Here is a 14840-nt window from a genome sequence, read left to right on the forward strand (position 1 = left end):
CGGCAGAAACGCAAGGCAATAGCAACCAAAACCCGTGCCTAAAAGAACTGCTTACCTGAAAACGCAGCTTTCCTGGATTCCTGCAGGAGTCAATAGCTAGCAATCAAAGAACTGTGTGCCTGAAAACGCACCGGGAAGACCAAGCAGCCCCTACGCAAGCTACCCCAAGCCAGATAGACTAGAACCTAGCGAAAAAACAGGGCAGAGAAGGGCCCTACCCCCACCATAAACACCATAGAGGAGCTCACTTGGCTGAATACTCACGTAACCACTCAGATAAAAACCGCGGTGGCTACAAGAAGAACAACGACCGTAACTCCTCACGACCCTACCGAAGCGACCGGTCAGACCGCACCGAAAGCAGCTACACAAAGCGCGACGGCGACCGCCCCTACAGCGACAAGAAGAAGCCCTTTGACAAGAACCGCGGTGGCGGCAAACGCTTCGATGACCGCAAGGGCTCTGGCAAGTTCGGCGACAAGAAGTTTGGCGATCGCGGCCCCCGCAAGAACTTCGACCGTGACCGTACCAAGGCTAACTACCAGGGGGAGCGCAAAGACCAGCGCTTCAAGGAAAACCAGAACCCCAGCGGTGACTACCGCCCCTCCAAGAATGCACCTGATATCGATACCGACGTCACCGGCAAGGAACTGGAAAACTGGACCCTCCGTGCCCTGCGCCAGCTAGAAGCCCAGAACGCCGACACCGTAGCCAAACACCTGGTCATGGTGGGCCGCTACCTCGATATCGACCCCGACTTCGCCCTTGAACACGCCATCGCCGCCTCCAAGCGGGCAGGCCGAATCGGCGTCGTCCGCGAAGTCGTCGGCATTGCAGCCTACGCCGCTGAAAACTTCGAACTAGCCCTCCGAGAACTGCGCACCCACCGTCGTATCTCAGGCTCTAACGACCACCTGGCCCTGCTCGTCGACTGTGAACGCGCCCTCGGCCGTATCGAAAAGGCTCTCACCCTTGCAGAAGAAGCCCGTGGTGAGGACGTCCCCGCAGGCGTCCGATCAGAGGTAGCGATCGTCGTCTCGGGTATCTACCAGGACCAGGGTGAGCTCAAAAAGGCCCTCAAGGCCCTCGAAATCCCTGAGCTCAACCCCAAGCGCGGCTACGACTACTCACCCCGCCTCTTCAACACCTACGCTGAGCTCCTACACCAGGACGGTCAGATCAAGGAAGCCAACCGCTGGGCCCGTCTAGCCCTCATGACCGAAGCAGCCCTCGGCCAGGGTGACTTCGTCGAACCTGAAATTTTTGACATCTTCACCGAGCAGGAGCTGCTTGAACCCGAAGAACCCTCCGTCGACCTTGAAGCTGCAGAAGCCTCAGCTGACACCGCCCAAGACCAGCCCGAACCTGAAACTGCCGACGCAGATCAGGTAGCCAACGCGGAAGAAACCGGCTCTGACGACGGAGCCCTCTTCGAGGTTGCAGAAGAGACCACCCCATCGGCAGAAACCACTGTGAGTGATGACCAGGCCGAAGAAGAAGCCCTCTTTGAACTGGCGCCTGAAGAAACTTCCCCTGAAAACACCGAGGAGGCCTAGAACCCATGCTGCTCACCCAGCACGATGCGATTCTTTCTGACCTCGACGGGGTCGTCTACGCTGGCCCCCACGCTATCCCCGGAGCCCCCGAGGCCCTCAACAAGGCCCAGAGCCTTGGCGTTCCGGTGGCCTTCGTTACCAATAACGCCTCCCGGAGCGTCCAGGCGGTTGCTGACCACCTGGTTGAACTTGGCGTGAAGACGGACGCTGACCACGTCATCAGCTCAGCCCAGGCAGCGGCAGAGCTCTTGGCAGAGCAGCTTTCCCCCGGATCGAGGGTCCTGGTGACCGGTGCCCAGGCCCTGGCTGACTGCGTCCGCGCCGTTGGCTTAGTCCCGGTTGCCAGCCAAGCTGACGAGCCGGTAGCCGTGGTACAGGGCTTCAACCCCAAGATCCTGTGGGAAGACCTGGCCGAAGCCGCCTATACCCTGGCAGATGAGAAGGTGCTCTGGGTGGCCTCCAACACCGACTTCACCATCCCCAAAGAACGGGGTATCGCCCCCGGCAACGGAACCCTTGTCGGAGCCGTCGCCACCGCAACTGGACGCACCCCCCTGGTTGCTGGAAAACCCGAATCCCCCATTTTCGTGACCGCCGCCCAAAAACTGGGAGCTAGCAGTCCCGTTGTGGTCGGTGACCGCCTGGATACCGATATCCAGGGCGGCAACCGGGCAGGCATGGCAACAGCCGTGGTGATGACCGGGGTGGAAACTTTCGAGAGTATTTTGGCAGCGATTCCTCTGGAACGCCCCACCTACCTGCTCACTGACCTGAGTGGCTTCTTCGAGACCTACCCCGAGATCAGCTGTGAAGCTACTACCAGCGGGTTCACCGCGTCCGGCGCCGGCTGGACCGCCACTGCCCAGGGATCAGAACTGACCATCAGCGGCCAGGGTAAGGACGTCGATAGCTGGCGGGTAGCCTGCGCCGCCTGGTGGGCCGCCCACCCCGACATCGCCGAGCCGACCCTCCCCGAAAGAATCCAGCGTGGCTAAAGAAGAGGCCTCACCTAAGGAAACACCGGAAGAGCTGGATCCGGAGTTTGAAGCTGCCCTCACCGCAGCCCTGGCCCTGGAGCCCACCGAGCGGATTGACCGTTTGAAGAAAATCGCCGACGACCTGAAAAAAGAACTCGACTAAACCGCGCGGGGACTGCGGGAGAGGAAAGACCATGAGACTGGACCAGTACCTGGTACATGCCAACATTGCCCGCTCCCGCACCCTGGCCGCAAAGATGGTTGAGGGCGGCCATATCAGCGTCAACGGAAAGCCCACCACCAAGCCAGCCCAGAAGCTACGGGAGGGCGATAGGGTGCGGGTACGCCGAAGCGACCTGACCGAGTATGTGAGCCGGGCCGGGCACAAGCTAGCCGGCGCCCTGGACGCCTTCCCCGAGATTTCAATTACCGGGAAGGTCTGCCTGGATGCCGGGGCCTCCACCGGGGGCTTTACCGACGTCCTGCTGCGCCGGGGGGCCCGTCGGGTCGCTGCGGTTGACGTCGGGCACGACCAACTGGTGGATGAGATCCGCCACCACCCGTCCGTGGATGTTTACGAGGGTATGAACGTCCGCCATATGAGCCCGGACGACATCGGCGGGCAGGTGGAGCTGACCGTCTCTGATCTCAGCTTTATCTCCCTGACCAAGGTTGTCCAGCCCCTGGCCGAGGCCACAGCCCCCGGAGGGGACCTCCTCCTAATGGTCAAACCCCAGTTTGAAGTGGGCCCAGCCAAGATCGGGAAGGGCGGGGTCGTGACCGACCCGCTGGCCCGGGCTGAAGCAGTACAGGGCGTGAAGCAGGCAGCCCAGGAGGTTGGCCTGATAGTAATGGGGGAGAAAGAAAGCCCCCTGCCCGGCCAGGACGGTAACCTAGAGTTCTTCCTCTGGTGCCGAAAGCCTGCCCAATCCGCTGAAGGTAGCGGCCGCTCAGAGCACCGGGGGTAGGGAACCGACCTGCCCCGGACGTCCTCACCCAGATATCCCAATACCGGTAGGGGAGGGCCGAGCAGGAGAGCCCAGCCCCACCCACCAGCAATCGAATAAATATTCGAAAAAAGGGTGTGTTGGGGAGCTGAAACTGACCTGGAAGACGGAAACATCAGCTAGCCTAAAAGGGTGAAGGATTCTCAAGCACCTGCCGCCCCCGCTGACCCCGGGGACCGCAAGATACTGGTATTCGCCCACACCGGCCGAGTCGAAGCCCGCGATGCTGCCCGCGCAGCCTGCACCCAGCTGTATCAGGCCGGGCTAGTTCCCGTCATGAACCGGGCAGATCTCGAAGCGCTCACCGAACGCTGGGACAACCCCGTCCCCGTTGCTGTGGCCCACGAAAGCGTTGCCCTCAAAGACATTGAGCTCGGGGTCGTGCTCGGTGGAGACGGCTCGATTCTGCGGGCAGCTGAGATGATCCGTCACACCCAAATCCCCCTCGTCGGCGTGAACCTGGGCCATGTGGGCTTCCTGGCTGAGGCCGAAGAATTCGACCTTGCCGAAACTGTAGAGCGCATTGTGTCAGGCGACTACACGGTTGAAGAGCGCATGGCTATTGACGTCAAGGTCTGGGCTGACGGGCAGAAAATCCTCGATACCTGGGCCCTGAACGAGGCCAGCGTTGAGAAGGGCAACCGGGAAAAAATGATAGAGGTCGTCATCGAGGTTGACCGCCGCCCCCTGTCCTCCTTCGGCTGTGACGGGGTCGTCCTGGCAACCCCCACCGGCTCAACCGCCTACGCCTTCTCCGGGGGCGGGCCCGTCGTTTGGCCCAGCGTTGAAGCTATGCTCCTGGTGCCCCTTTCCGCCCATGCCCTCTTTGCCCGGCCCCTCGTCACTGCCCCGGACTCCATGATGGCCGTTGAACTGGTCTCAACCAACGGGGCTGAAGGCGTCCTCTGGTGCGACGGCCGCCGAACCCGCGACCTTCCCCCCGGGGCCCGTGTCGAAGTGACCCGATCCTCCAAACCGGTGCGCCTGGCCCGGATGCACCCGGCCCCCTTCTCCGAACGCCTGGTCAAGAAATTTGAGTTGCCGACAGCCGGGTGGAGGGGGCCCTACACCACTGGCCCGGCCACCACCGCCCTGCCCGTCCTTGGCACTGACGAAGGTAAGAAAGACTAAACCGTGATTGAAGAAATCCACCTGCGCGACCTCGGGGTTATCACCGATGCCCGTCTGCCCCTTGAACCTGGCTTTTCGGTGCTCACCGGCGAAACCGGGGCTGGCAAAACCATGGTCGTGACCGCCCTGGGTATGCTCTTGGGCGCTCGATCAGATGCAAGCTCCGTGCGAAACGGGGCAAAAAATGCCCTGGCCGAAGCTGTGATCCGCCTGCCCCACGGGCACCGGGCCCTAGACCTGGCTGAGGACGCAGGCGGCTCCGTCGAGGAACTGGACGGCGGTTCTGCTGAGCTCCTACTGGCCCGAACTGTCTCAGCCAACGGCCGGTCCCGGGCCCACGTCGGCGGGGTATCAGCCCCCATCGGTACCCTGGCCGAGATCGGGCATACTCTCGTTGCCGTCCACGGCCAGTCAGACCAGCTCCGCCTCAAGGACGCAGCTGCCCAGCGTCATGCCCTAGATTCTTATGCCGGGAAGAAACTCGAAAAACTCCTGGCCGCCTACACCACCAACTATGAGCGCTACAAGCAGGCCGCCGGAGAACTGCGGGACGTCCGGGAAAACACCCGGGCCCGGGCCCTCGAAGCCCAAACCCTGCAGGGGGCCCTGGCCGAAATCGATGCGGTCAACCCGGTGGAGGGCGAAGAAGAAGCCCTGAGGGCAGAAAGCCAGAAGCTGGCCAACGTCGAATCCCTACGCCTGGCGGCCACCACCGCGTCAACGGCCCTCTCCGGAAGTGAATACGGGGACGCCGATGAGCCTAACGTCCTAGGACTGCTGGATGCTGCCCGCACCGCCCTGGCAGCCGAAGCAGCCGACGACGCCGACCTGGGCGCCCTGGCCGGCCGCCTTAACGAGGCTCTCATTACAGTCACCGACATCGCCGAAGAAATCTCAGCCTACACCTCTGGCCTGGACACCGAAGGGCCGGAAAGGTTAGCTGAGGTTGAACACCGCCGCTCCCAGCTCAAAACCCTGACCCGCAAGTACGGGGCAGATATCGCCGAGGTGCTGGCCTGGGCCGACGAATCCCGGGCCCGGCTCGGAAGTCTCTCGGACGATCCTGCCCGCCAGGAGGCCCTGGAAGCTGAACTGCGCCAGCTGCGCGAAACCCTGGGGGAGCAGGCTGCGGAGCTCACAGCCTTACGAGAAAAGGCTGCCCGTAAGCTGGCAGCAGCAGTTAGCGACGAACTCTCTGCCCTGGCAATGCCCAATGCCTCCTTGGTGGTAGAGGTGGAAGAAACCGAAAAGTTCCACCGCTTCGGCAAGGACTCAGTGACCTTCATGCTGGCCTCCCACGCCCAGGCAGTGCCCCGTCCCCTCGGTAAGGGGGCTTCCGGCGGCGAGCTCTCCCGCGTCATGCTGGCCCTTGAAGTGGTGCTCTCAGAAGTTGACCCGGTGCCCACCTTCATTTTCGACGAAGTGGATTCCGGTGTCGGCGGTAAGGCTGCCATCGAAATTGGCCGCCGCCTAGCAATGCTGGCCAAAAATGTGCAAGTTTTGGTTGTTACCCACCTGCCGCAGGTTGCCGCTTTCGCTGACCAGCACATCCTGGTCAGGAAAAACGACGACGGCTCCCTCTCCCGGGTCCAGGTACTATCTGCCGAAGAGCGGGTTGTCGAACTAGCCCGTATGATTTCAGGGCACGACCAATCAGCTGCGGCCCAGGAACACGCCCGCGAACTGTTGGCAGACGCCGGGCAAATCTGACCTGGCGCAAGCCCTCCTGCCCCCGTCCCTTTCAGGGGTGGGGGCAGGCCTGTTTTACCTGGAAGTGAGGTGACAGATTATTCCTAGTTTTCCGCTGGGAGGAGAGGGACGCTAGTAGCTAACCGGTAGCGTCCGCGCAGCCTGCCGGGACCTTCCCACTGTTTACACGCGTGAAACAGAAGGGGTGATAGGCTGGAATTCCGTGGTAGATACAAAAACATCAAACAACGGTAAAATCACCCGCCAGATCTTCGTCACCGGCGGTGTAGCTTCTTCTCTCGGTAAGGGCCTCTCAGCCTCATCTCTTGGCCGGCTTCTTCGCTCTCGTGGTCTTTCTGTGACCATGCAGAAGCTCGACCCTTATCTCAATGTCGACCCGGGCACCATGAACCCCTTCCAACATGGTGAAGTCTTTGTCACCGACGACGGTGCAGAAACCGACCTCGACATCGGCCACTACGAACGCTTTTTGGACGAGAACCTCTCCCAGGCAGCGAACGTGACCACCGGCCAGGTCTACTCCCACGTGATTGCCAAGGAACGCCGCGGAGAATACCTGGGAGACACCGTGCAGGTCATTCCCCACATCACCGATGAAATCAAACGCCGGATGCGCCTGCCCGCAGAGGGCGAGAACGCCCCCGACATCATCATCACCGAAATCGGTGGCACCGTGGGCGACATCGAATCCCTGCCCTTCCTAGAAGCTGCCCGCCAGGTGCGCCGGGATATCGGCCGCCGCAACGTCTTCTTCCTTCACGTTTCCCTGGTGCCCTTCATCGGACCGTCCGGTGAACTCAAGACCAAGCCCACCCAGCACTCCGTCGCCGCCCTGCGCGGCCTGGGAATTATTCCCGACGGCCTGATCCTGCGCTGTGAACGGGAGGTGCCCGAATCCCACAAGATCAAGATCGGGCACGCCTGCGACGTCGAACCTGAAGCCGTGATTTCCTGCGCCGACGCCCCCAGTATTTACGACATTCCCAAGACCCTGCACCGCCAGAACCTGGATTCCTACATCCTGGACTACCTGGGTCTCGACGCAGCCGAGGTAGACTTCACCGCCTGGGATAAGCTGCTGGCTGCCGTCCATACCCCCAAGACCGAAGTCAATGTCGCCCTGGTGGGTAAATACATTGACCTGCCCGACGCCTACCTGTCTGTCACCGAGGCCCTGCGGGCAGGTGGCTTCGCCAACCAGGCAAAGGTCAATGTCAAGTGGGTCGCAGCTGACCTCTGCGCCAGCCCTGAGGACGCCGCCCACCAGCTGCGCGGCATGGACGCCGTACTGGTGCCCGGTGGCTTCGGAATCCGCGGTCTCGACGGCAAGATCGGGGCCCTGCGCCACGCCCGCGAGAACAAGATCCCCACCCTGGGTATTTGCTTAGGGTTGCAGTCCATGGTGCTCGAATACGCCCGCAACGTCCTCGGCATCAAGGACGCCTCCTCTACCGAGTTCGACCCCGACACCGCCTCCCCGCTGATCGCCACCATCGAAGAGCAAAAGGCCTTCGTGGACGGCGCAGGCGACCTGGGCGGCACCATGCGCCTGGGCCTCTACCCGGCCACCCTGGCTGCCGGTTCCCTGGCTGAAAGCGTCTACGGGGCAACCGAGGTAGCAGAACGCCACCGCCACCGCTACGAGGTCAACAACGACTACCGCCAGCAGCTGGAAGAAGCCGGGTTGGTTATCTCAGGCACCTCCCCCGACTCTTCCCTGGTTGAGTTCGTTGAACTGCCGGTGAGCGAGCACCCCTACTATATCGCCACCCAGGCCCACCCCGAATACCGCTCCCGCCCCACCCGCCCCCACCCCCTCTTCGCAGGGCTGATTCGGGCAGCCCTCGAAAACCGCAAGGGCTAAAACACACTCACCCACCAGGGGGCCGGGAAACCGGCCCCCCTTTGACCACCACCGGTAAAAATAAACCCAGGGGCAGCCCCAAAGGGTAGAGTGAAGATACAGTCACTCAGCCAAAAGGAAGACCATGCAACAGGACCTCTCATACGACATCGGTCAAAAGCCCCGTCTCAACGCCCCGGCGCTCGCGGCAACCCAAGAGTCCATCGCAGATATCGTCAACCCCCGCTACATCACCAGCCGGAGCACCCGCTTTGAAGGCTACGTCTGGGACGTCATCCGGGAAGGAATCGCCCTCGAAGAAGGGGCCGAACCCTTCGAACGGGACTTCCTTCTGCACCCCGGGGCCGTGGCCGTCCTCGCTCTCAACGACAAGAACGAGGTGCTGCTCATCAACCAGTACCGCCACCCCGTCCGGGCCAACCTCTGGGAAATACCGGCCGGCCTCCTCGATATTGACGGCGAACCTCCCCAGCAGGCTGCCGCCCGAGAACTAGCAGAAGAAACCGACCTCCAAGCAGGCCAGTGGGATACCCTCATGGAGTTCTACAACTCACCCGGCGGCATGGGAGAGACCTGCCGGATCTACCTAGCCCGGAATCTCAGTCAAATCCCCGCCGAACAGAGGGAAGAGCGTGTCCACGAAGAAGCTGAAATCGTGCTCCGCTGGGTCCCCCTAGAAGAAGCAGTCCAGGCAGTGCTCACCGGCCGTATCCACAACGCCGCTTCCACCAACGCGATCCTCGCCGCCGATGCTGCCGTCCGCCGAAACTTTTCCACCCTCTACCCGGCCGACGCTCCCTTCACCGCCCACCCAGAACTCCGCAACCCCGACTACCGGGGGGAAATCCGCCCCGCCGAAGGGCTCTAAGTGGCAGTTCCAGCAGGCCCAATGCCAGAGACTGAAAAGCTGACCCCCCTCCAGGGGGCCGTCGAGGCCTACCTCAACCACCTGGCCATTGAACGGGGCCTGGCAGAAAACACCCAGGTCTCCTACCGCCGGGACCTTAACCGCTACACAACCTACCTGGCCAGCCAGGGGGTCATCAACCCGCCTGCCATCAGTAAGAAACACGTCAGGGACTTTGCAACCTCCTGCGCTGAGCCGGACCCTCAGGACGGCAAACCCCTATCCCAGCGCTCCATCGCCCGGATCATCAGTGCAGTACGCGGGGCCCACAGGTTCTGGTACACCGAAGGAACCACCCCGACCGACCCAGCCGCAACCGTACGTCCCCCCACCCCGGCTGCTCGCCTGCCCAAGGCCGTGCCCCTGGCTGACATCACCCGGCTCCTGGAAAGCCCAGACATCAGCACCCCGGCAGGTCTCCGGGACCGGGCCCTGCTTGAATTCCTCTACTCCACCGGGGCCCGAATCAGCGAAGCGATCACCGTTGACCTTGACGACATCATCATCGAAAAGGACGATGCAGCCCCCACCCTGCCAGCTGTTGCCCGGCTCTTTGGTAAAGGGAGCAAGGAAAGGGTGGTGCCCGTGGGCTCCTACGCCGCCCGCGCCATTGAGGACTACCTGGTGCGGGGCCGTCCTGCCCTGGCCGCCAAGGGGAAAGGCACCCCGGCCCTCTTCCTCAACGCCAGAGGCGGAAGAATTACCCGCCAGGGCGCCTATCTGATTCTCAAAACCCATGCCGAACGGGCCGCAATCCGGGCAGAAATATCCCCTCACACTCTCCGGCACTCTTTTGCCACCCACCTGCTGGAAGGCGGGGCAGATATCCGGGTCGTCCAGGAGCTGCTGGGCCATGCCTCGGTGACCACCACCCAGGTCTATACCAAGGTCACCGCAGATACCCTGCGGGAAGTCTTTGCTGCAAGCCATCCCAGGGCCAGGTAAGGGGCCAGGTAAGGGGCCAGGGCATGCTGCACCTACCTGCCCGCCGGTAAAGGGTCTGGTTCTTTCACTCTGGTCTATCGCTTCTTCTGCACAGAAGGTAGAGAGCCCGGTCATCGTCAAGGAGATGACCGGGCTCTCTGAGTATGGCTAACTCACCTGTGATAACAGGGTAAGTGCCTCTATGGGTGCGAGCGAACCGTGTGCCTAGAGGGCAGGTTTAGAGGTGGCGTTCGTCCACGCCGTTGTAGGCAGAGAGCGGGCGAATCAGGGAATTAGCTGCCCGCTGCTCCAGGATGTGGGCTGTCCAGCCGGTAATACGGGAGGCCACGAAGATGGGGGTGAAGGTGGGGGTATCGAAGCCCATCAGGTGGTAGGTGGGGCCAGCCGGGTAGTCAAGGTTGGGCTTGATTCCTTTAGCCTCGTCCATGGCTTCAGCAAGACCCTGGTAGAGGCCGATGATGTCCTGGCGGCCGTAGTATTCGACCATGTCAAAGAAGGACTTTTGCATGGTGGGCACACGGGAGTCACCGTTCTTGTAGACCCGGTGGCCAAAGCCCATAATCTTCTTCTTCTCAGCCAGGGCAGCTTCCATCCAGGCCTTAGCCCGGGCCTTGGCGTCCGCCTGGGACTCGCCCTCAATGACGCCAATCTCATCGAAGGTGTGCTGCACAGCCTCGTTAGCTCCACCGTGGAGGGGACCCTTGAGCGCTCCGATAGCACCGGTGACGGCTGAGTGCAGGTCGGAGAGGGAGGATGTAATGACGCGGGCGGTAAAGGTTGAAGCGTTGAAGGAGTGCTCGGCGTACATGACCATGGAGACGTTGAAAGCGGTCTTAACCTCGGGGGCCGGGACCTCACCGAAGGCCATGTAGAGGAAATTATCACAGTAGTCCAGGTCTTCACGGGGGGCGATGATGTCCTGGCCCCGGCGGCGGCGCTGGTCGTAGCAGACCACAGCAGGCATTACCGCGAAGAGTTCCTTGGCCTTGAGCAGCTCGGTCTCGGGGGAGAGGTCTTCGCTCTTGGGGTCAGCTGCGCCCAGGAAGGAGGTTGCGGTGCGGCAAACGTCCATAGGGTGGCAGTCGGTGGGCAGGGCGTCAATGACAGCCTTAAGCGCCTCGGGCAGGGCCCGGTGGGAGCGCTCGAAAGCGGAGAATTCTTCAAGCTCAGCGTCGGTGGGTAGCTCCCCGTTCCAGAGCAAGAGGGCTACCTTCTCGAAGGGAACCTCTGCCAGCTGCTGCACGGGGTAACCCCGGTAGAGCAGGGAGTTGGTCTCAGCATTGACCTTAGAAATTGCGGTGTAGTCGGCAACAACGCCGGCTAGGCCCTTCTTGACGTCGGTGTCAGTCATGGTGGGTCTCTCCTCAACACGCGGGTGCAGGGACGCACCCGAAACGATAGGGGTATAAAAAGTGGGGTGTGGTTCAAGCGGTGAGAGGCGGTGGGGTAAGGACGGCCGCCGGTGGGGTGAGAGCCGGGCGGCGGCCGTCCTTACCTAGGAATAACTCTTAGGCCTCGAACTTACCGGGGACTTCGAAGTTGAAGATGCCGGTATCGAACTGGTTGTAAGCCTCGTAGTCAACCAGGTCGTAGAGGCGGGAGCGGGTGAACATCTGGTCCACAAAGGCCTCCTGGGTGCCGTCTCGCTCGATGGTTTCCAGGACGCGTTCCATAGCCCCCAGGGAGGAGCGGAGCAGGGTGACCGGGTAGATAATCATTGAAATACCAGCCTCAGCCAGCTGCTCCTTGGTGTAGAGCTCGCTCTTGCCGAACTCGGTCATGTTAGCCAGGACGGGAACGTCCACGGCATCGCAGACTGCCTTGAACTCGTCCAAGTTCTTCATGGCCTCGGGGAAGATAGCATCTGCACCGGCATCGACCAGGGCCTTAATACGGTTGATGGTCTCGTCAAGTGATGAGGTGCCCCGCAGATCGGTGCGGGCCATAATCAGGAAGTTCTCGTCCCGGCGGGCCTCAGCTGCGGCCTTGATGCGCTTGGTTGCGGTTTCAAGGTCAACCATGTTCTTGTTGTCCAGGTGGCCGCAACGCTTGGGATTGAACTGGTCCTCAATGTGGCAGCCAGCTAGGCCGTACTCTTCGAATTCCTGGATAGTGCGGGCCACGTTCATGGGCTCACCGAAGCCGGTATCAGCATCCACGATAGCGGGCAGGTTAGTGATGCGGGCAATCTGCCCGGCCCGCTGGGCAACCTCAGAGAGGGTGGTGAGCCCGACGTCCGGAAAACCCAGCTCGTTAGCCAGCACCGCACCCGAGATGTAGATACCGTCAAAGCCCTTTTCCTCGATCAGACGGGCTGAGATGGGAGTATAGGTGCCGGGGAACTGGCGAATCTGGTCGCTGGCCAGCATATCGCGCAGGTCCTTGCGCTTTTCGGCAGCGGTTTTTGAAGCGTACAGCATTAGAAAATACCCTTCTTGCCGGTTTCCAGGTCGATAGAGGCGGTGATGTTGAGGGCATCCAGCTCACCTGCACCCAGGTTAGCCAGGTTCTCAGCTGCCTCAATGAAGCGGTTCTGCTCTTCTTCGGAGACCTTGCCTTCGGCCAGCTTGCGGAACTTGCCGATGTAGTCTTCGCGGGCGAAAGGACGGGCACCGAGCGGGTGAGCATCTGCTACGGCGATTTCTTCGCTGAAGGTTTCGCCGTTGGCCAGCTTGATTTCAACGCGGCCACCGAAGGCTTTTTCGGCCGGATCGTTGGAGTGGTAGCGGCGGGTCCATTCGGCGTCCTCGGCGGTGGTGACCTTGTGCCAGAGGGCTACGGTGTCTTCGCGCTGGGCACGCTCGGGGGCGTAGGAGCCGACGTGGTCCCACTCGCCGTCCTGCAGCATGACAGTGAAGATGTAGGGGATGGAGTGATCCAGGGTCTCGCGGGTAGCGGTGGGATCGTACTTCTGGGGGTCGTTGGCGCCTGAGCCGATGACGTAGTGGGTGTGGTGGGAGGTGTGTAGAACAATCGACTCGATGTTCTCGGGGTTGGCGAACTCGGGGTGCTCCCGGTGCAGCTTGCGGGCCAGGTCAATCCAGGCCTGGGCCTGGTACTCAGCGGAGTGTTCCTTGGTGTAGGTATCGAGGATAGCGCGCTTGGGCTCGCCGGGCTCGGGCAGGGGAACTTCGTAGTGGGCGTCGGGGCCGTCCAGCATCCAGGCGATGACGCCGTCCTCACCCTCGTAAATCGGCACGGGGGAGGTCTGGCCGCGCATGGCGCGGTCAACTGCTTCAACAGCCATCTTGCCGGCGAAGGCAGGGGCATGGGCCTTCCAGGTGGAGATTTCACCCTTGCGGGACTGGCGGGTGGCGGTGGTGGTGTGCAGGCCCTGGCCGATGGCCTGGAAGATCGTTTCGGTGTCCAGACCCAGCAGGGTTCCGATACCGGCGGAAGCGGACGGGCCGATGTGGGCAACGTGGTCAATCTTGTGCTTGTGCAGGCAGATAGCCTTGACCAGGTCAACCTGGACCTCGTAGCCGGTGGCAATACCGCGAATCAGGTCACGGCCGGTGGAGCCCACATGCTGGGCTACAGCCAGAATCGGGGGGATATTATCGCCAGGGTGGGAGTACTCAGCGGCCAGGAAAGTGTCGTGGTAGTCCAGCTCGCGCACCGCCACGCCGTTAGCCCAGGCAGCCCACTCGGGGGAGACCTTAGTGTTGGCTGAAACACCGAAGATAGCGGCACCCTTACCGTTGGGGGAGGCCGCGTGGGTAAGAGCCTGGTCGCGGGCTGAGATGATAGGGCCGCGGTTGAGGGAAGCAATAGCAACAGAGGCATTATCAATAATGCGGTTGATGACCATTTCTTCGACCTCGGGTAGAACCTCAACGGGGTCAGTTGCTACCTGAGCCAGCTTGTAGGCAAGCTGCTCCTCGCGGGGCAGGTTTTCCTCAGAACGGTAAACACGAACGGAGTGGAGCTTGGTCACGGGTATTCCTTTCAGGGTGGTGCTTAGCGGGCGTCTGCGCTCGCCTCGGCAATCGGGGTTGAGGACGGGGAAACTTCGGGGTGCTCGAAGATGCTGTGCTGGCTCTGGGAGGCTGCAGCTTCTTCGATGGCATAGAGGGCATTGGCCAGGTGAAGTCGGGTGGCCGCTTCTGCCAGCTGGGGGTCGCCGGAGGCGATGCAGCGGGCAATCTGGGCATGCTCTTCTGCAGCTTGGGCAAGCCTGATGGGGTTAGCCTTGGATAGCTTGCGGATGCGCGTCAGTTGGGTGCGTAAGGACGTTTGTGCCTGGTGGAGGTAGCGGTTATCTGCTGCCCTGTCGATGGCACTATCGAGTTCATCGACCAGGGCGTAGTACTCAGCGAGTTTGGCTGTGCCCCCGTGAAGGTCTAAGGAGGCCGCCTCGAAGGCTTGCGCTAACTCACTGAAGATCCTGGAGTTTCCTCTGCGGGCAGCCAGGGCAGCAGCTGTGCTGTCGAGGGCTGTGCGGAGCTCAAAGAGGGAGTAGACGTTGGCTAGGGAAATGGGGGCGACAATGACGCCCCGGCCCGGGGCAGGTTCGGCCAGGCCCTCGGCAAGCAGCCGGGAGATAGCCTCCCTGACCGGGGTGCGGGAGACCCCTAAACGCTCTGACTGTTCAACTTCAGCAATAACAGACCCGGGGGCGAGCATACCCTCCATGATGTCGCTGCGCAGGCTTTGATAAGCCAACTCGCCAGCTCTCATCAGACTCTCCTCTCAGATCTGCCATGTGATTCACCCCACCAAAGATGGGGTTGGTATCACTCT

Annotated in this window: 13 protein-coding genes; 9 read left to right on the forward strand and 4 right to left on the reverse strand. The window is 61.7% G+C overall.

All coding sequences use genetic code 11. The features are described from left to right. Positions 1-248 precede the first annotated feature (248 nt). From ACMXX3_RS10750 to ACMXX3_RS10790, 9 genes are all read left to right on the forward strand, one after another. A complete protein-coding gene (locus ACMXX3_RS10750; RefSeq protein WP_421084705.1) occupies positions 249-1556 on the forward strand; it encodes a hypothetical protein in 1308 nt (435 codons plus the stop codon). A gap of 5 nt (positions 1557-1561) precedes the next feature. Further along, positions 1562-2551, forward strand: coding sequence for an HAD-IIA family hydrolase (locus ACMXX3_RS10755; protein ID WP_421084706.1), 990 nt, complete (start codon positions 1562-1564; stop codon positions 2549-2551). After that, positions 2544-2696 carry a GTPase gene (locus ACMXX3_RS10760; protein WP_421084707.1) on the forward strand — a complete coding sequence of 51 codons (153 nt, stop codon included), beginning with the start codon at positions 2544-2546 and terminating at the stop codon, positions 2694-2696. The genes ACMXX3_RS10755 and ACMXX3_RS10760 overlap by 8 nt, the downstream gene beginning before the upstream one ends. Before the next feature lie 31 nt (positions 2697-2727). Continuing rightward, positions 2728-3501 (forward strand): TlyA family RNA methyltransferase, encoded by a 774-nt coding sequence (locus tag ACMXX3_RS10765; RefSeq protein WP_421084708.1) that lies wholly within the window; start codon positions 2728-2730, stop codon positions 3499-3501. Positions 3502-3672: 171 nt separating this feature from the next. Further along, positions 3673-4671, forward strand: a complete 999-nt coding sequence (locus ACMXX3_RS10770) for an NAD kinase (protein ID WP_421084709.1) — start codon at positions 3673-3675, stop codon at positions 4669-4671. Between the two features lie 3 nt (positions 4672-4674). Next, positions 4675-6381 (forward strand): DNA repair protein RecN, encoded by a 1707-nt coding sequence (gene recN / locus ACMXX3_RS10775; protein ID WP_421084710.1) that lies wholly within the window; start codon positions 4675-4677, stop codon positions 6379-6381. 184 nt (positions 6382-6565) lie between these two features. Beyond that, positions 6566-8245 carry a CTP synthase gene (locus ACMXX3_RS10780; protein ID WP_421084711.1) on the forward strand — a complete coding sequence of 560 codons (1680 nt, stop codon included), beginning with the start codon at positions 6566-6568 and terminating at the stop codon, positions 8243-8245. Between the two features lie 124 nt (positions 8246-8369). Next, the gene (locus ACMXX3_RS10785; RefSeq protein ID WP_421084712.1) at positions 8370-9113 is read left to right on the forward strand and encodes an NUDIX domain-containing protein; all 744 of its coding nucleotides are present in this window, start codon (positions 8370-8372) and stop codon (positions 9111-9113) included. A 21-nt stretch (positions 9114-9134) separates the two neighbouring features. Next, the gene (locus ACMXX3_RS10790; RefSeq protein WP_421084713.1) at positions 9135-10097 is read left to right on the forward strand and encodes a site-specific tyrosine recombinase XerD; all 963 of its coding nucleotides are present in this window, start codon (positions 9135-9137) and stop codon (positions 10095-10097) included. A gap of 217 nt (positions 10098-10314) precedes the next feature. On the opposite strand, the gene ACMXX3_RS10795 is transcribed toward ACMXX3_RS10790, so the two are convergent. The 4 genes from ACMXX3_RS10795 to ACMXX3_RS10810 form a co-directional block, all read right to left on the reverse strand. Next, positions 10315-11448 carry a bifunctional 2-methylcitrate synthase/citrate synthase gene (locus tag ACMXX3_RS10795; RefSeq protein ID WP_421084714.1) on the reverse strand — a complete coding sequence of 378 codons (1134 nt, stop codon included), beginning with the start codon at positions 11446-11448 and terminating at the stop codon, positions 10315-10317. 157 nt (positions 11449-11605) lie between these two features. Next, positions 11606-12517, reverse strand: a complete 912-nt coding sequence (gene prpB / locus ACMXX3_RS10800; RefSeq protein WP_421084715.1) for a methylisocitrate lyase — start codon at positions 12515-12517, stop codon at positions 11606-11608. Next, entirely contained in the window at positions 12517-14034 is a 1518-nt protein-coding gene (locus tag ACMXX3_RS10805) for an MmgE/PrpD family protein (RefSeq protein ID WP_421084716.1), read from the reverse strand. Before ACMXX3_RS10805 ends, prpB begins: the two co-directional genes overlap by 1 nt. Positions 14035-14057: 23 nt before the next feature. After that, positions 14058-14777, reverse strand: coding sequence for a GntR family transcriptional regulator (locus tag ACMXX3_RS10810; protein ID WP_421084717.1), 720 nt, complete (start codon positions 14775-14777; stop codon positions 14058-14060). Positions 14778-14840: the final 63 nt, after the last annotated feature.

This window comes from Rothia nasimurium, assembly GCF_049068285.1.
GTDB lineage: Bacteria > Actinomycetota > Actinomycetes > Actinomycetales > Micrococcaceae > Rothia > Rothia nasimurium_I.

Coding starts and splice junctions, on each gene's coding strand:
- ACMXX3_RS10790 (WP_421084713.1), top strand. CDS start 9,135: ATGCCAGAGACTGAAAAGCTGACCCCCCTCCAGGGGGCCGTCGAGGCC.
- ACMXX3_RS10795 (WP_421084714.1), bottom strand. CDS start 11,448: ATGACTGACACCGACGTCAAGAAGGGCCTAGCCGGCGTTGTTGCCGAC.
- ACMXX3_RS10755 (WP_421084706.1), top strand. CDS start 1,562: ATGCTGCTCACCCAGCACGATGCGATTCTTTCTGACCTCGACGGGGTC.
- prpB (WP_421084715.1), bottom strand. CDS start 12,517: ATGCTGTACGCTTCAAAAACCGCTGCCGAAAAGCGCAAGGACCTGCGC.
- ACMXX3_RS10765 (WP_421084708.1), top strand. CDS start 2,728: ATGAGACTGGACCAGTACCTGGTACATGCCAACATTGCCCGCTCCCGC.
- ACMXX3_RS10810 (WP_421084717.1), bottom strand. CDS start 14,777: ATGAGAGCTGGCGAGTTGGCTTATCAAAGCCTGCGCAGCGACATCATG.
- ACMXX3_RS10785 (WP_421084712.1), top strand. CDS start 8,370: ATGCAACAGGACCTCTCATACGACATCGGTCAAAAGCCCCGTCTCAAC.